This window comes from Vibrio sp. MA40-2, assembly GCF_047302445.1.
Taxonomy (GTDB): domain Bacteria; phylum Pseudomonadota; class Gammaproteobacteria; order Enterobacterales; family Vibrionaceae; genus Vibrio.
In genome coordinates, this window is sequence record NZ_CP178628.1 from 1,932,181 (window position 1) to 1,949,854 (window position 17,674).

The 17,674-nt window shown below is 41.1% G+C and carries 15 protein-coding genes; 13 read left to right on the forward strand and 2 right to left on the reverse strand.

The annotated features are described in order from the left end of the window. The first annotated feature begins 205 nt into the window (after positions 1 to 205). The 4 genes from hutX (at position 206) to ACLKML_RS16395 (ending at position 5,403) form a co-directional block, all read left to right on the forward strand. Positions 206 to 736 carry a heme utilization cystosolic carrier protein HutX gene (gene hutX, locus ACLKML_RS16380; RefSeq protein ID WP_413284093.1) on the forward strand — a complete coding sequence of 177 codons (531 nt, stop codon included), beginning with the start codon at positions 206 to 208 and terminating at the stop codon, positions 734 to 736. Next, on the forward strand, positions 726 to 1,250 hold the full coding sequence (gene hutZ, locus ACLKML_RS16385) for a heme utilization protein HutZ (RefSeq protein ID WP_317716315.1): 525 nt from the start codon (positions 726 to 728) through the stop codon (positions 1,248 to 1,250). Before hutX ends, hutZ begins: the two co-directional genes overlap by 11 nt. Positions 1,251 to 1,384: 134 nt before the next feature. Beyond that, positions 1,385 to 3,523 (forward strand): TonB-dependent hemoglobin/transferrin/lactoferrin family receptor, encoded by a 2,139-nt coding sequence (locus ACLKML_RS16390; protein WP_413284094.1) that lies wholly within the window; start codon positions 1,385 to 1,387, stop codon positions 3,521 to 3,523. Positions 3,524 to 3,612: 89 nt separating this feature from the next. Beyond that, the gene (locus tag ACLKML_RS16395; protein WP_413285911.1) at positions 3,613 to 5,403 is read left to right on the forward strand and encodes an ABC transporter ATP-binding protein; all 1,791 of its coding nucleotides are present in this window, start codon (positions 3,613 to 3,615) and stop codon (positions 5,401 to 5,403) included. Between the two features lie 177 nt (positions 5,404 to 5,580). Here ACLKML_RS16395 and rne read toward each other — a convergent pair whose 3' ends face one another. Beyond that, positions 5,581 to 8,790: a ribonuclease E gene (rne, locus tag ACLKML_RS16400; RefSeq protein WP_413284095.1), complete on the reverse strand. Its 3,210-nt coding sequence runs from the start codon at positions 8,788 to 8,790 to the stop codon at positions 5,581 to 5,583. 612 nt (positions 8,791 to 9,402) lie between these two features. On the opposite strand from rne, the gene rluC reads away from it, so the two are divergent. Further along, a complete protein-coding gene (gene rluC / locus ACLKML_RS16405) occupies positions 9,403 to 10,344 on the forward strand; it encodes a 23S rRNA pseudouridine(955/2504/2580) synthase RluC (RefSeq protein WP_413284096.1) in 942 nt (313 codons plus the stop codon). A gap of 40 nt (positions 10,345 to 10,384) precedes the next feature. On the opposite strand, the gene ACLKML_RS16410 is transcribed toward rluC, so the two are convergent. Beyond that, positions 10,385 to 10,990, reverse strand: coding sequence for a Maf family protein (locus tag ACLKML_RS16410; protein ID WP_413284097.1), 606 nt, complete (start codon positions 10,988 to 10,990; stop codon positions 10,385 to 10,387). 163 nt (positions 10,991 to 11,153) lie between these two features. Between ACLKML_RS16410 and yceD the strand changes: the two genes are divergently transcribed. From yceD to fabF, 8 genes are all read left to right on the forward strand, one after another. Then, positions 11,154 to 11,678 carry a 23S rRNA accumulation protein YceD gene (gene yceD, locus ACLKML_RS16415; RefSeq protein WP_413284098.1) on the forward strand — a complete coding sequence of 175 codons (525 nt, stop codon included), beginning with the start codon at positions 11,154 to 11,156 and terminating at the stop codon, positions 11,676 to 11,678. A gap of 96 nt (positions 11,679 to 11,774) precedes the next feature. Next, entirely contained in the window at positions 11,775 to 11,945 is a 171-nt protein-coding gene (gene rpmF, locus ACLKML_RS16420; RefSeq protein WP_153447365.1) for a 50S ribosomal protein L32, read from the forward strand. A 9-nt stretch (positions 11,946 to 11,954) separates the two neighbouring features. Further along, the gene (gene plsX, locus ACLKML_RS16425; RefSeq protein ID WP_413284099.1) at positions 11,955 to 13,028 is read left to right on the forward strand and encodes a phosphate acyltransferase PlsX; all 1,074 of its coding nucleotides are present in this window, start codon (positions 11,955 to 11,957) and stop codon (positions 13,026 to 13,028) included. A 5-nt stretch (positions 13,029 to 13,033) separates the two neighbouring features. Beyond that, the gene (locus tag ACLKML_RS16430; protein WP_413284100.1) at positions 13,034 to 14,074 is read left to right on the forward strand and encodes a beta-ketoacyl-ACP synthase III; all 1,041 of its coding nucleotides are present in this window, start codon (positions 13,034 to 13,036) and stop codon (positions 14,072 to 14,074) included. Positions 14,075 to 14,189: 115 nt separating this feature from the next. After that, positions 14,190 to 15,113: an ACP S-malonyltransferase gene (fabD, locus tag ACLKML_RS16435; protein ID WP_413284101.1), complete on the forward strand. Its 924-nt coding sequence runs from the start codon at positions 14,190 to 14,192 to the stop codon at positions 15,111 to 15,113. 14 nt (positions 15,114 to 15,127) lie between these two features. Continuing rightward, positions 15,128 to 15,865, forward strand: a complete 738-nt coding sequence (gene fabG, locus ACLKML_RS16440) for a 3-oxoacyl-ACP reductase FabG (protein WP_317716306.1) — start codon at positions 15,128 to 15,130, stop codon at positions 15,863 to 15,865. A 166-nt stretch (positions 15,866 to 16,031) separates the two neighbouring features. Further along, complete coding sequence (acpP, locus tag ACLKML_RS16445; RefSeq protein ID WP_017051317.1) at positions 16,032 to 16,265, forward strand: acyl carrier protein; 234 nt, start codon at positions 16,032 to 16,034, stop codon at positions 16,263 to 16,265. A gap of 90 nt (positions 16,266 to 16,355) precedes the next feature. Continuing rightward, positions 16,356 to 17,600: a beta-ketoacyl-ACP synthase II gene (fabF, locus tag ACLKML_RS16450; protein WP_317716305.1), complete on the forward strand. Its 1,245-nt coding sequence runs from the start codon at positions 16,356 to 16,358 to the stop codon at positions 17,598 to 17,600. Positions 17,601 to 17,674 lie beyond the last annotated feature (74 nt).

Here is a 17,674-nt window from a genome sequence, read left to right on the forward strand (position 1 = left end):
ATCAATTATCATTTACAATTAAAAAAATAACAGATAGTATCATGCCGACAATAATCCTCATGCCTTTGATATATAGGGATTATCACTAGTAATAGTAGGGTTAAAGATGTCGTCAGTTTATATAAACGATCAATTCAAATAATCAATGAGTTGAAACAGGTAGAAAAATGAAATTAAGCAAGCGGTATAGTGTGGAGAAAATAAAATGAAGCTATCCGATTCATTACAACAACTTCAAGCAAAGGTCGATCAATTAAACGAAAAAAATCCCAACGCTTCAGTGTGGGATTTAGCCAATAGCTTGAGCATTTCTGAAGGTGAGGCGGCATTAGCATTACCCAATGAGTACATAACAGCCATTGATGGGGTTGATTGCCAAGCAGTTTTGCAGCAGTTGCCTGTTTGGGGAAAAGTAACCACGATTATCCATTCTCAGGGCTCTATTTTTGAAGTAAAAGCCCCGTTTCCCCAAGGTAAAGTCGCTTATGGCTTCTACAATCTTATGGGAGGCGATGACGGCCAGCTACATGGTCATTTAAATATTGATTTGGTTACCGATATCATCTTTGTATCTAAACCATTTAAAGGTATGGAAAGTCACTTCATCGGCTTTTATGCCGATAATGGCCAGTGCGTATTTAAAGTGTATCTGGGTAGAGATAAAAAACGTCAAATTTTACCTGGTCAGATAGAACAATTTAAACAGTTGTCACAGGAGTTTATCCATGGAAAGTAAACAAGTTAGGTTGCAAAGTCGTATTGGTAATGACATCAACGAGTTTCGCCAACAGCAGAAGACGTTACAGTTAGCGAGTATTACTAAAGATGGTTTACCACATATAAGCTATAGCCCGTTTGTCTATCTTTCTGATTGTTATTATATCTTCATCAGTGATATTGCTAAACATGGTCAAAACCTAAAAATTAATCCTCAGGTTTCTATCATGATGATTGAAGATGAAGAGCAGTCAAAAAATATTTATGCGCGTAAGCGTTTAACTTTTGATACAGAGGCAAACCTAATTGCCCGTGATTCACAACATTGGCAAACCACTATTACTACATTCGAGCAGCAGTTCGGAGAAATTGTTAGTAATTTGAGCAAACTAAGTGATTTTCACTTATATCAACTGGTTCCGAAAGCCGGGCGCTTTGTCAAAGGTTTTGGACAAGCGTTCGATATTTCGGGTGCAGACCAAGTTGATGTCGTTCATCTTGATAAAGGTCATACAAAGCAGAGTAACGCATAATAATTCAGACCGATTCAAGCATTTGATCAAATAAATACATAATAAAGAAAATAAGTCATAAGTCAGTAAGTGAGACCTGTATAGGGACTCGCTAAGGAATTTTTTCGCCTGAAAAAGGGATAAAGGAGAGAGAAATGCTCAACAAAACAAAGTTAGCCATAGCGATAAGTGGCTTGATGACACTATCAGCCAGTGTCAGTGCCGAGACCTATTCATTTGATGAAGTTGTGGTGTCAGGAACGCGTACTGAACAAAGTAAAAAAGATGCATCATCTGCGATAGAAACCATTTCAGCTGAAGATTTAGAAAACAATTTAGCGGGTGATTTAAAACAAGCATTTCAGTACACGCCGGGTGTAAACGCTCAAGGAAGTGGCCGATTTGGCGTATCAGGTATCAACATTCGTGGTATTGAAGAAAACCGAGTGAAAATGTTGATTGATGGTGTGCAACAACCTGCCTCTTATAATCCTGGTGCAAGTGAACAACGTAAGTACCCGAACGCAATCGAAGTGGATACATTACAATCCATAGAGGTAAATAAAGGACCATCTTCAACTTTATATGGTTCAGATGCGCTAGGTGGCGTAGTGCTTATGCGTACCAAAAATCCTGAAGATTATTTCACTTCAGAAGAAAATCAACAGCGTTTTGGTATTAAAAGTGGTTACGCTTCGGCCAATGAGGAGTTTAAGACCACCATTAACTGGGCAAGAAGACAAGATAAGTTAGACACGTTATTAATGGCAACTTACGCAAGTGGGCACGAAACAGAAACCCACAGCTCAGGTGCGAATGTTGAAGGTCCAGATAGAGGCTCGGCCAACCCAGCAGATAAAACGTTGACCAATTTATTGGGTAAAGCATTTTATCAGATTAACCCAAATAATCGCCTGGGGTTAACGGTTGAATATTACCAACAGCAATACGATGAAGATGAATTAAATTATAACGGTTATACTCTTTTCCCCGGTTTTACCTATACCGACAATTACAATGAAGACACCAATGAACGTCTTCGTGTTGGACTTGAGCAGCAACTGTATTTTGAGGCACTTGTAGCCGATTCATTAAACTGGTCTGTAAACTATCAAGATTCACGCTCTTTATCAGAAAATTATGATACGACTGGCTTTAATGGTGAACGTATGCGTGAACGAGATGCATCAGACCGCTCGATTCAATTGGATACGCAACTAGGTAAAATAGTCTCACTTGGGGATAGTATTCATGAATTGACTTATGGTGCTTCATTCCTAAATAACGATTTTAGCTTAGATAATACCGATTATAAGTATGACTTTGGTACGGTTACCCCCGGAAGTACTGGAATTCCAGATGCGAACATAATTCAATGGGGTCTATTTGTTCAAGATCAGGCTTTCTTTATGCAAGACCGCTTAGTGGTGACGGCAGGTCTTCGTTATGATTCTTATACTGCAGACCCTTCTACTGATTCGGCTTACACCACGGAATATGATGAGAATAAGGATAGTGCCGTTACTGGTAAATTAGGTTCGGTTTACCATTTGAATGATCAACTGTCAGTATTTGGTCAGGTAAGCCAAGGTTTCAAAGCACCAACGGTTTATGATCTATACTACTTTTATGATCAAGGCGCGATAATTGAAGCGAATCCAGATTTAAAAGCTGAGAAGAGCACCGCTTATGAGTTAGGACTTCGTGGTGCCAATAAATCGGCTCGTTTCGAATTTTCTGTGTTCTACAATGACTACACCGACTTTATCACTCAAGAAATTACCGGTGAGCAAGATGGTAAAGATGTCATTACCAAAAAGAATCTAGATGAAGTTGAGATATATGGAGTTGAATTCAGTTCAAACGTTAATTTAGATGAATTGTTTGATGCGCCACAAGGAAGTTACGCTAGAGCAAGCGTGGCTTTCTTAGATGGAGAAGATAAAAATAGTGGAGAGTCATTAGATTCAGTCGCACCATTAACAGGTGTTGTTGGCTTGGGTATTGATAGGGCATCATTTGGTAGTGCACTAAACATTACGATGGTAGCAGCAAAAGACCAATGGCAGTCTGATGATAATGAAGAGGTTGCAGGCTACACGTTGGTCGATCTTACTGGTTATTATAAACCGATGAAAGATCTTACAGTATCAGCTGGCTTGTTCAATGTGTTTGATAAGAAATACTGGTTATACGATGATATGGCTGGTCGCTCTGAAACAAGCAGTTTTAATAAAGATATCAACTCTCAACCAGGTAGAAATTGGGGAGTGGTTGTCGATTATCAGTTCTAATTTTATCTTCAATCATTAATTTATTAGCCGCCTTAATTCACTTTAGGCGGCTTTTTAACTTTGGACAGTAAGCCGTGTTAACTGACTCAATAAAAACTAACGCAATAAAAACTATCAATATAAAGTGGCTTTTTCAGCAAGCCAAACATCACAAAAAAAAGCTGATTATGGCCAATTTGGTGGCACTTTTAGCTGCGGTAATTAGTGTACCCATACCATTAATGTTACCGCTATTGGTTGACGAAGTGTTACTCGACCAGCCCGGTGCTGGTCTTGAATTATTGAATCGAATGACACCAAGTTCTTTGCACAATGCCCACGGCTACATTGTGGTGGTTTTATTACTGATTATTCTGATGCGGTTAGTTAGCCAAGGACTCAATATTCTGCAAGCAAGACAGTTTACTCTTGTGTCTAAAGCGTTGACCTGTACCTTGCGAAAACTATTACTGGAAAAGTTAGGCAAGATTACCATGCGCCAGTATGAAGAGAGAGGCAGTGGTGCGCTGACTTCTCATCTTGTAACGGATATTGAAACCATCGATCGATTTATAGGGTCAACGTTAAGTCGATTCGTCGTTAGTGTACTCTCCGTGATTGGTATTGCCATTGTACTGTTTTGGCTGAATTGGACATTGGCTCTGTTTATTTTACTGCTTAATCCGCTGATCATTTATCTATCCAATAAAATGGGCTTGAAAGTTAAAGACCTGAAGAAAAAAGAGAACCAATCATTTGAACGTTTTCAGCAAAGATTAGTTGAAACTCTAGATGGGCTATATCAGTTAAGAGCCTCCAATCGCGATAGAGAATATTTGCAGCGACTCATGCAAGATGCGGATGGTATTCGACAAGATGCCGATAATTATGCGTGGAAATCGGATGCGGCTAATCGTCTCTCTTTTCTGTTGTTTCTTATTGGTTTTGAAATATTTCGTGCACTAGCCATGATCATGGTGTTGTTCGGCGATTTAACCGTAGGCCAAATTTTCGCGATATTCGGCTATCTTTGGTATATGTTATCGCCAATACAAGATTTATTAACCATTCAGTATTCTTGGTTTAGTGCCTCTGCAGCAATGAAACGTTTAAACAGCCTATTGAAGTTAGAAGAGCAGCACGTTTATCCTGCCAACGTAATGCCATTTGAAGAGAACACGTCATTTGATATTGAGTTTAAAAATATCGAATTTTGTTATGACTCAGAAAAACAAGTAATTGATCAGTTAAACCTATTGATTCCTAAAGGTAAAAGAGTTGCGTTAGTAGGCGCATCGGGAGGAGGTAAGTCGACATTAATTCAGTTATTGCTAGGCATTTATCAAAAAAATAGCGGCGAAATTTTAATTAATGGTCATGCGGTAGAAAATGTTGGCTACCAAAATTTGCGCGAACGGTTAGCAGTCGTTCTTCAGCAGCCGATGATATTTAACGCAACTTTACGTGAAAACCTAACCCTAGGTAAACATTTCACAGAGCAGCAGATATGGCATGCGCTTAATATTGCTCAATTGGAGGATTTCACTCGTCAGTTACCTAATCAACTAGAGTCGGAATTAGGTCGTCAAGGCGTTAAATTATCTGGCGGGCAGAGGCAACGATTAGCGATTGCTCGCATGGTATTAAGTGACCCAGATTTCGTCATACTTGACGAAGCAACTTCTGCTCTAGATACCGCAACGGAAGCGGCATTACATCAAGCTCTGAATCAATTTTTACAAAATAAAACCACGTTAATCGTTGCCCATCGTTTATCCGCAGTAAAGCAAGCCGATCTTATTTATGTTTTACAAGACGGCAAAGTAATTCAATCAGGTCAACATCAACAACTGCTTAACCAGCAAGGTTTATATCAAACTCTTTATGGTGGTCAAGTGTAAAATTACAGGGACAGGCACCTTATTATGCTTTGGGTATTACAGGGACCGGCACTTTAATTTATCGCTTGGGAAGGGTCATAGATAGCGTGAGCATGAATTGAAATGGTCGTAAAAAAGGTAAGCCCGAGGGCTTACCTTTTATTTTTTTAGCAACGAAGCTATATAATAATTAGCTTACTAATTGGTGGTTTTAGACATACCAGAAGAAGCTTGGTTGGTTGCCGCTTGGCTTCCTGCTCCTTTAGGTTGATAGCGTTGCTCTCTTAGAGGCGCAGCCTTGACTTCAATTTCTTTGATCTCTTGAGGTCCTGGTGCTTTAGTCATTGCAGAAGTTGCGTGACCTTTTAGCTTACTAGTGGCCACTTTTGTTACTGGCTCAACTGCAGTAGCAGCAGGCTGTGCTACCGTTTCAACATTAGCAGTATCGGTGCTTTGTTGCACTTGCTGTGGTTGAGCTACTGGAGCGTCAACTTTTTGTTCTGCTTTTGTTTCAGGTTCCGCTATTTCTGGCGCTGAGTCTGTCGCTGGTGTTTCTGCCACAACATCTTCCGTAACAACATCTTTAGCAACAACAGGTTCTGTGACTGTAGTTTCTGTCACTGCTACTTCTGCCACTGCTACATCTGTAATGGCGGCTTCAGGTTGAGTTTGAATAGGTTCAACTGGTACCGCTTCAACTGGATTCGTTGGCGTTGTTACTGGCTCTGTCACGGCTGTATTTTGTGCAAAGTTACGTCCAACGATAACTTTACCCATTGCCATTTCAGGGAACGCGAACCCACCATTTAATGCTGATTTTTCAGTTTCTGGCGTAATGCGAGTTCTTTCTTTACGCTTTGGTTTGGCTAAATCATATTTTGGCATGACTTTACCCATTGCCATCTCTGGAGAGGCAACACCACCTTTGCGCAAACGGAACGGATTAGGTCTACGGTCACGACCGCGACGACGACGTTGTCCACTGGCTCTTAAATGACGAGGTGTACGACGGCTACGACGTTTTGGCTCTTCTTTATTTGCAGTTTCCGTTACTGGGTTTGGTTCGGAAGTATTGCTGGTGGTAGAAACAGCATTTGCTTCATGAGTCTTGCTCGCTTCAACGGGTTTATTTGTTTCGGCAGGCTTGTTCTCTACAGTTTTGTTTTCTACAACCTTGTTCTCTACAACCTTACTTTCAACTGTTTGTTGAGCTGCGTTAGCTTCCAACTCTGCAGTCTTAGCTTGATCCTTCACTCGAACTTGTTTTTTCAACTGACGACGTTGACGACGTTGTTTAATCTGAACTTTTTTCTCTTCAGCAGCAGGTGCTTCATTTTGCGCTTCCGCTGCAATTTGTTGCCCTTGTTGAGCAACTTTAGAGTTAGGTTTGTTGTTGCGCTTGTCTTGTGGTGACTTGCGATTATCCCTGTTGTTCTGATTCGGTTTGTTGTCAGTTTGTTCGTCTTGGGCATTGTTGCTATTGCGATTCGGCTTACGACGATTTTTGTTTTGCTCACGACTATCAGCTTGATCGCGATTTGAATCTCGTGAATTGCGACGACGGTTATCATTGCGATCACGACGATTATTGTTGCGATTATTGCGGTTGTTATGAGTATTACGTGATTTGTCTTCTTTCTTCTCTTCTACTGCTTCCTGCTGCTTATCTTCTTCTGGAGAGGATAAGAAATTAGCAATCGCTTTGAAGAAGCGAGAAACAACGCCAGGTTTATTTTGTTGTTCTGTTACCACAGCGACTTCGGCAACCGGTGTAACCGCTGTTGGCGTAGGTTGTGGTGCTGGTGCAGCAAAACCTTTTAGTGCTGGTTCTTCAATTTTTCTTGGCTTGATTTCTGCTTCAGAAGGCTCATTTGCTTCTGCTTCTTTCATTGCGTCTAATTTCTTAGGCACTAAGTAAGACAGTAAATCATGCTCTTCGCCGTCACGAACACGAACAACCTCAAAATGAGGGGTTTCCATGTCTGAATTAGGCACAATGATTACTTTAACGTTTTGCGATGATTCAATAATATTTACTGAACGACGTTTCTCATTAAGAAGATAAGAGGCAATAGCAACCGGAACAACGCCAACCACTTGTGCAGTATTATCTTTAAGTGCTTCTTCTTCTATTAATCGGAGTACTGAAAGTGCCAACGATTCATTATCACGTACCACACCAGTGCCCGAACAACGTGGACAAATATGATGACTGGCTTCTGCCAGTGAAGGACTCAAGCGTTGGCGAGACATTTCTAATAAGCCAAAGCGAGAAATTCGACCAATTTGAACGCGCGCACGGTCCATTCTAACCGCTTCACGGACTCTATTTTCTACTTCACGTTGATGACGAACTGGAGTCATATCAATGAAGTCGATAACCACTAGGCCACCAAGGTCACGCAGACGCAATTGACGAGCAATCTCATCAGCGGCTTCAAGGTTAGTATTGAGAGCGGTTTCTTCAATATCTCCACCTTTGGTTGCACGGGCGGAGTTAATGTCTATCGACGTTAACGCTTCTGTAGGGTCAATTACGATCGAGCCACCAGAAGGAAGCCTAACTTCACGTTGGAAAGCGGATTCAATTTGGCTTTCGATTTGGTAATGGCTAAATAGTGGTACATCGCCATCGTACTTCTTAACTCGATTGAGAAAATCAGGACGAATAAGCTGAATATGTTGTCTAGCACGTTCGTAAATGGTTGCACTATCGATCAATATTTCACCGATGTCACGACGTAAATAATCACGAATAGCACGAACAATAACGTTACTTTCTTGGTGGATAAGGAAAGGAGCAGGAGTAGTAACGGCTGCTTCAGTTATCGCATTCCAATGGTTTAGCAGGACATTTAAATCCCATTCAAGTTCTTCTGCACTTTTACCAACACCAGCTGTACGGACGATTAAGCCCATACCTTGAGGTAAATCTAGTGTGCTAAGAGCGGCTTTTAGTTGGGTGCGTTCGTCACCTTCGATACGACGTGATATACCGCCGGCTCTTGGGTTGTTGGGCATAAGGACTAAATAGCTACCAGCAAGAGAGATAAACGTAGTTAATGCAGCACCTTTGCTGCCGCGTTCTTCTTTCTCAACTTGTACAATAACTTCTTGGCCTTCTGTCAGCACTTCTTTAATGCTTGGACGACCTTGGTAAGTGTAACCTTTTGGAAAGTAATCTCGAGCGACTTCTTTTAGAGGGAGGAAACCATGTCTTTCGGCGCCGTAGTCAACAAATGCGGCTTCTAAACTTGGTTCAATACGGGTGATTTTACCTCGATAAATATTGGCTTTTTTTGATTCATGACCAGGGCTTTCGATATCTAGATCGAAAAGTCGCTGTCCATCGACCAAAGCGACACGCAACTCTTCTTTTTGAGTTGCGTTAATTAACATTCTTTTCATTTTTTAAATTCTCGTTGATATTTCTTATTTTCAATTACATTTGCCGCTTGGCTTCGAGCTCGATGGTGTCAGATCCCATGACTGAATAAGTGCAGCCTCACGGCTGGAAGGGATGCTCTCGGACACTCCAGTTATCAAGAACTAATTATTTAGCGCCTGATCCACATTTTAGTGGTAAATACTCAACATCGTGAACGATGAGTAGAGCGACAAGTAAGTCTTATTTTCAATGTCTTACGCCATACGCTGCATCGAAAAATAAAGCTCTTCTACTCATTTAGCTTATTGCTGTTGGAAAAATTAATAATGCAAAACGCATCCAATTTGCCCATTACAGGTGTGGACTATAGCAGTGCAGTGAAAATACAGCAATCTGCTTTGTTATAAACAGGTAAATAAATTAAAACAATTTCAATTTAATAAGTTATTATCTACCTGATATTGATGGTTATTTTCCATCTAATTAACATTTTGTCCAATATTCATCCCACAATTTATTCACAGGGGCTGATGAAGGCAACAAACTAGCCAAATATTGTCTACTTAATGGCCGAATTTATATTGAGTAAGAAAGACTGAAAAAATAGCAGATTGAATGATAGAATATCGTTTATGAATGAAATAAAAACTAAAGTTCAGTTAGTCGACATCGACGAAGACATGGCTGGACAACGTATAGATAATTTTTTACGTAATCAATTTAAAAATGTACCGAAAAGTTTGCTCTATCGAATTATTCGTAAGGGTGAAGTTCGTGTGAATAAAAAACGTATTAAAGCGGAATACAAACTTAGAGCGGGTGATATTGTTCGATTACCACCAGTAAAAGTAGAGCAAGTTGAGCAGAAAGATGTACCAAATACGAAATTAAACAAGGTCTCACAACTGCAAGATTGTATTATTTACGAAGACGACCATTTGCTTATTCTCAATAAGCCTTCAGGAACCGCCGTTCACGGTGGTAGTGGATTGAAGTTTGGCGCCATTGAAGCACTAAGAGCGCTACGCCCAGAAGCGCGCTTTTTGGAATTAGTACATAGAATAGACCGAGATACGTCAGGGATTTTACTGGTTGCTAAAAAACGCTCTGCTTTACGCCATTTACAAGCACAATTTCGCGATAAAACAGTACAAAAGTACTATTTTGCTCTTGTTATGGGTGAATGGAAGTCAAGTTGTCGCAGCGTAAATGCACCGTTATTGAAAAATGAAGTAAACAGTATTGTACGAGTAAATGCCAAGGGAAAAGCTTCGGAAACACGCTATAAAGTACTGGAAAGGTTTGCTCAAGCAACACTGATCCAAGCCAGTCCAATAACTGGACGTACTCATCAAATTCGTGTTCATTGTGAATATACTGGTCATCCCATTGCTTGGGATGACCGATATGGCGACCGTCGTTTCGATGCGTACACTGGGGCGTTTGGCCTAAATCGACTGTTTTTGCATGCTGCTAATATAAAGTTTACTCACCCAAGTAGTGAAGAGATAATGGATATTTCAGCACCGATGGAAGCGAAATTGGACAAGGTATTAAACAAAATGCGCGCTTAGTACTCTTAACATTTGAGTTTTTCAATTTAATTTGCCAATGTTAGTCTCCCAGTACTGAAACGCCTTGTTTTTCTAACATATCAATTAGTGTAATTAAGGGAAGCCCGATTAAACTGTTCGGGTCTTTTCCTTCAAGTCGGTCAAATAAGGCGATCCCTAAACCTTCACTTTTAAAACTACCAGCGCAATCGAGAGGCGATTCTTTTAATACGTAGTTTTCAATTTGTTGCTGACTTAAAGTACGAAAATAGACATTGAAGGTATCTAGCTCGACATCGGTTACGCCTGTTAAGGTATTAACAAGCGCTAAACCGGTATAAAAGGTTATACATTTTCCGCTTGCGGCTGAGAGCTGTTGAATCGCGTTCTCTGCCGTATGTGGTTTACCGACAATACCACCGTTAATGACACATACTTGGTCTGAACCGATAATCAGAGCGTGACTAGATTGATTTGAACCGACATTTTTGGCCACGCTTTGCGCTTTTTCAATCGCCAGCCTTTGTACTAGTTGCTTGGGCGTTTCGTTACTGTGTGGGCTTTCATCACATAAGGGTTTCGCTTGAGTGAAAGGTAAGCCAATTTTTTCTAAAATAGTTTTTCTGTAAGATGAAGTCGACGCTAAGATAAGACTTGGATTATTCATATTGGTATCTGCTTGGGCAAAGAATGGTGCAAGGATAAATCATCATGCTTGTTGTTCTCAACATATACCGTTCTCCGCCTAGATGAAACCTAACGAGAAAAGTGAATAACTTTTTCACTTTTTCTTTGACTCGCAGCCATTAGAAATATATTATTCGCGCCCTATGCAAAAGGTAAAAATACCACGCACGGTAGATCCGGCAAAAGCGGCACAAAAAAGACTAGATTATGATGGCATCATCCAACCTAGTTTATTTAAGCGTTTAGCTGAGACAACCGCAGGCGTAAAACGCGACGCAGAAGTTTCATTGTCCTTTGAGATAGATGAACAACGACTATCCGTTATCTCTGGTAAAGCTAACGTGGAAGTCGATTTAGAGTGTCAACGTTGTAATGAGATTTTCGCACATGAGTGTGAAGTTCAGTTTACTTATACTCCTGTACGCAGTGAGAAAAGTGAAGTGGATGCACCGGAAGAGTACGATTTGGTAGATCTGAACGAGTACGGTGAAGTCGATCTTATACAATTAGTTGAAGACGAGTTTATTCTTGGTTTGCCTCAAGTGGCAATGCATGATGAAGCGGATTGTAGCGTTAATTCAAATAATTTGGTGTTTGGTGAACTTCCGAAAGAAATTGAAGATGATAAGCCGAATCCATTTGATGTTTTAAAAAACTTAAAGCGCTAAGGCCTTTAAAGCTGTTATTTGGCTTGATCTTATTGAATATAAGACAAATACAGCTCTAAAAACTGGTGTTTAGGTATAAACAAAGGAGTAGGGTCAATGGCCGTACAAAAGAGCAAGAAATCACGTTCAATGCGTGGCATGCGTCGTTCACACGATGCGCTAACTACAGCTTCACTTTCTGTAGACGCAACTTCAGGTGAAACTCACCTACGTCACAACGTGACAGCTGACGGTTTTTACCGTGGCAAAAAGGTTATCAACAAGTAAGGTTGACCTTTGAAGAAGATTACCGTTGCAGTTGATGCAATGGGCGGAGATTTCGGTCTCCGCGTCACAGTGCCTGCCGTCGTGCAGGCATTGTCGCGTTTTCCTGAACTGAAAGTGATTCTGGTAGGTGATCAAAATTTAATCACTGCCGAGTTGGCTACGTTAGGTTACGAGTTCGATCGTTCAATAGATAGCGATTCAACTATGCAGCAACGCTTAATTATGCAGCAACGCTTAATTATTCAGCATAGTGAACGAGTTATTTCCAATTCCGAAAAACCCTCCCTTGCATTACGAAATAGCGCTGGAACATCAATGCGTATTGCTATTGATGCTGTTGCTGATGGCAAAGCCGATGCTTGTTTAAGCGGAGGAAATACCGGTGCTCTTATGGCACTGTCTCGATTCAGACTCAAACTATTACCAGGTATTGAACGTCCAGCATTAGTTTCTGCACTTCCTACTGCGTTAGGTAATAAACTATGGTTACTTGATTTAGGCGCGAATGTTTCAGTTGATGCAGACACATTATTTCAATTTGCGGTGATGGGCAGTGCGTTGGCGGAAGAACACTTAGATAGATTACCTAGAGTTGCGATACTAAATATTGGTGAAGAAGAGATAAAAGGTAACGATTTGGTTAAAAGATGTGCAGAAATGTTGAGTAAAACCAAATCAATTCATTTTACCGGCTATATTGAAGGTAATCAGTTACTCCATGATGTCGCTGATGTTGTAGTATGTGATGGTTTTGTGGGTAACGTATGCTTAAAAACAACCGAAGGTGTTGCTCATCTTTTTATTAGTAAGTTAAAAGAGCACATGACCGCTTCGACATTAAAAGGTTGGTTAGCAAGACAACTCTTTTCAGGGTTAATAGAAGAAATAAAAAATCTGAACCCCGACCAGTATAATGGCGCAAGTTTGTTAGGATTGCGCGGCATTGTGATAAAAAGTCATGGAAGCGCCGATGTGGCTGCTATTATTAATGCTATTGAAGAAGCAGTACACGAAGTCAAACGACAAGTTCCAAGTCGTATTAGTGATCGCTTAGAAGCGGTTTTACTCGAGAGGCATTATTAGTCTATATGTACAGTAAAATATTAGGCACAGGCAGCTACCTGCCGTCTCAAGTGCGTACTAACGCAGATTTAGAGAAAATGGTAAGCACAACTGACGAATGGATAGTGACTAGAACGGGTATCCGTGAACGTCGTATTTCAGCACCGGATGAAACTGTTGCTGATATGGCGACTATCGCGTCCCAAAATGCATTGGATATGGCTGGCATAGACAAAGATGATATCGATATGATTATTGTCGCTACGACCAGTGGTTCTCATGCTTTTCCATCGGCGGCATGTCAAGTTCAAGCTAACTTAGGCATTAAACATTGTCCGGCGTTTGATATGGCAGCGGCGTGCTCTGGATTCGTTTACGCTCTTTCTGTTGCCGATCAACATGTTAAATCAGGCATGTGCAAAAATATTTTAGTGGTTGGTGCGGATACGTTATCAAAAACGTGTGATCCGTCCGACCGTTCAACTATTATCCTTTTTGGTGATGGTGCGGGTGCAGTAGTCGTAAGTGCGAGCGAACAACCAGGTATTCTGTCTACTCATATTAATGCGGATGGACGTTTTGGCGATCTACTTAGCCTTAAGCACCCAGGACGCAATAGTGAAAAAATTGCGACCAGTTCAAGCAATAGCGTCGAAAATAACGTTAACAGTGCCGAAAATAATACTGACAGTGAATTTGCTCATACAGATGATATTAATAGCTGGCTGCATATGGCGGGTAACGAAGTATTTAAAGTTGCAGTAACGCAGTTATCTCGATTAGTAAAAGAGACGCTTAAAGCCAATGATATGGATAAATCGGAATTAGATTGGTTGGTACCTCATCAGGCTAATTTACGAATTATATCAGCGACCGCTAAAAAATTATCAATGCCTTTAGAACAAGTGGTGATCACGTTAGATCGTCATGGAAACACATCGGCAGCCACAGTACCGACTGCATTAGATGAAGCAGTACGAGATGGGCGAATTAAACGTGGACAAAATATTCTGTTAGAAGCGTTTGGTGGTGGTTTCACTTGGGGTTCTGCACTGATTAAGTTTTAATATTAATCGCGATTAAATTCGCTTTAACTACAATTTCTATTGATAGGCATTTGACGTTTCATTGTGAATGCCTATCTTTTTAATTATTACTGCATTGCTTAAAGGAAAAATAACAATGAGCAAATTTGCTATCGTATTTCCAGGTCAAGGCTCGCAATCTGTTGGCATGTTGGCTGATCTTGGTGAAAATTTTGATATTGTTAAACAGACATTTGCTCAAGCGTCTGAAACATTAGGCTATGATCTTTGGGCATTAGTGCAAAATGGTCCAGCAGAAGATTTAAATGAAACGTTTCGTACTCAGCCTGCATTGCTTGCTGCTTCTGTGGCGATTTGGCGTGTATGGCAAGAGCAAGGCTTAGCTCAGCCAGAGAATCTAGCAGGACACAGTTTAGGTGAGTATTCTGCATTAGTGTGTGCTGGTGTGATCGATTTTCAGCAAGCAATTCAATTAGTTGAATTACGTGGCAAGCTTATGCAACAAGCGGTTCCAGCAGGTGTTGGTGCAATGTACGCTATTATTGGTTTAGATGATGACTCTATTGCTAAAGCTTGTGAAGCCGCAGCACAAGGTGAAGTCGTTTCACCAGTGAACTTTAATTCTCCAGGACAAGTTGTTATTGCAGGGAATAAAGCCGCAGTAGAAAGAGCAGGCGCATTATGTAAAGAAGCGGGTGCTAAGCGTGCTTTACCATTACCTGTTTCTGTTCCGTCACATTGCGCATTAATGCAACCCGCGGCGGATAAGTTAGCGATTGCTTTGCAAGAGATTGAATTTAATACGCCTGTCATTCCTGTCATTAATAATGTGGATGTGATTGCAGAAACGGATCCAGAGAAAATTAAACAAGCACTTGTTCGTCAGCTTTACAGCCCAGTTCGTTGGACTGAAGGTGTACAGGCAATGAGTGACAATGGAATCGAGAAACTTTACGAGCTAGGTCCAGGTAAAGTTTTAACTGGTTTGACAAAGCGTATTGTAAAAACGCTGACCGCTGCAGCTGTAAATGATAGTGCTTCTTTAGATGCAGCGAAGTAACAAGAGAGATAAAGATGAACAATCTAGAAGGTAAAATAGCATTAGTAACAGGTGCAAGCCGTGGTATTGGGCGCGCTATTGCGGAACTTCTTGTTGAACGTGGTGCCACAGTGATTGGTACAGCAACAAGTGAAGGGGGTGCAGCAGCAATTAGTGAGTACCTTGGTGAAAACGGTAAAGGCTTTGCTCTGAATGTTACAGAGCCAGAATCTATCCCGGATTTGATTAAAACGATTACAACTGAATTTGGCAGCTTAGATATTTTAGTTAACAATGCAGGTATTACTCGTGATAATCTACTAATGCGTATGAAAGATGACGAATGGACGGATATTATTGATACTAACCTAACGTCTATTTTCAGACTGTCTAAAGCTGTATTGCGTGGCATGATGAAAAAACGTGATGGACGTATTATTAATGTCGGTTCGGTTGTCGGTACTATGGGTAACGCAGGTCAAGCTAATTATGCAGCAGCGAAAGCGGGTGTAATTGGTTTTACTAAGTCAATGGCACGTGAAGTGGCTTCACGTGGTGTAACGGTTAATACAGTTGCACCTGGGTTTATTGAAACTGACATGACAAAAGCACTGAATGATGAGCAGCGCGCTGCTACATTATCTCAAGTGCCTGCGGGACGCTTAGGTGATCCACGTGAAATAGCAGCAGCGGTAGCATTTTTAGCTTCTCCAGATGCAGCATATATCACTGGTGAAACATTACATGTGAACGGTGGTATGTACATGATCTAAATTTTGTACTAAGTTTAGTGCATGATTTATGTCAAAAATGTATCTATTTTCGGTCAAAATCAGTAAAATTGTGGTTTGACCAGCGATCACACTCTTGCAACTTTTAAAAGTTTGAATAAACTACGGAAAACATCGCATAATGCGAAGTCTGTAAAGGAAAGAAAAAATGAGCAACTTAGAAGAACGTGTAAAGAAAATCATTATTGAACAACTTGGTGTCGATGAAGCAGAAGTGAAAAATGAAGCTTCATTTGTTGATGATCTAGGTGCAGATTCTTTGGATACTGTTGAGCTAGTAATGGCACTAGAAGAAGAATTCGATACTGAGATTCCAGACGAAGAAGCCGAGAAAATCACTACTGTTCAAGCTGCAATCGACTACGTTACCAGCGCTCAGTAATATTCTCTCCCAGGCGGTCAACCTTGACCGCCTGAGTTTTATCCAAATCGTTATTCCTCAATCACTCATTTAATTCCGGAGAAAAGTATCATGTCCAAGCGTCGTGTTGTTGTCACTGGCATGGGTATGTTGTCACCGGTAGGCAACACTGTTGAATCTTCATGGAAAGCCCTATTAGCTGGTCAAAGTGGCATCGTTAATATCGAACACTTTGATACATCCGAATTTACCACTCGTTTTGCAGGTTTAGTTAAAGACTTTAACTGCGAAGAGTATATGACTAAAAAAGATGCACGTAAGATGGATTTATTTATCCAGTACGGCATCGCTGCCGGTATTCAGGCCCTTGATGATTCAGGCTTGATTGCTACCGAAGAGAACGCGCCACGCATTGGTGTGGCAATTGGTTCTGGTATTGGCGGTCTTGGCTTGATTGAAGCCGGACATAAAATGCTGACAGAAAGAGGGCCTCGTAAAATTAGTCCTTTCTTTGTGCCATCCACTATCGTCAATATGATCGCAGGTAACTTGTCAATCATGCGTGGTCTTCGCGGCCCGAATATTGCCATTTCTACCGCTTGTACTACTGGGTTACATAATATTGGCCACGCTGCACGTATGATTGCTTACGGTGATGCTGAAGCGATGGTTGCTGGTGGTGCAGAAAAAGCCTCTACGCCGTTAGGCATGGGTGGATTTGCCGCTGCTAAGGCGCTATCTACTCGTAATGATGAACCGGCTAAAGCATCACGCCCGTGGGATAAAGACCGTGATGGTTTTGTTCTTGGTGACGGTGCTGGCATGATGGTGTTAGAAGAATATGAACATGCTAAAGCCCGTGGCGCAAAAATATATTGCGAACTGGTTGGCTTTGGTATGAGTGGTGACGCTTACCATATGACGTCTCCAAGTGCGGATGGTTCAGGTGGCGCATTAGCGATGGAAGCCGCCATGCGTGATGCTGGTGTAACAGGAGAGCAAATTGGTTATATCAATGCTCATGGTACATCGACACCCGCAGGTGATGTTGCCGAGCTAAGAGGCGTGAAACGCGCACTTGGCGAAGCTGGCGCTAAGCAAGTACTTGTATCATCAACTAAATCAATGACCGGTCATTTACTTGGTGCTGCTGGATCAGTGGAAGCGATAGTTACCGCAATGGCGTTAGTCGATCAAATGGTACCGCCAACCATAAATCTAGATAATCCTGATGAAGGTTGCGATCTCGATCTGGTTCCGCATACGGCGCGTAAAGTTGATATTGAGTATGCTTTATGTAACTCGTTTGGCTTTGGTGGAACAAACGGCTCACTTATCTTTAAAAAGATCTCATAGTCGATTAAACTAGTTTAACAGCGGCTTAATGCTTAGCATTAAGCCGTTTTTTTTGATTCAATTTTATAGCTAGG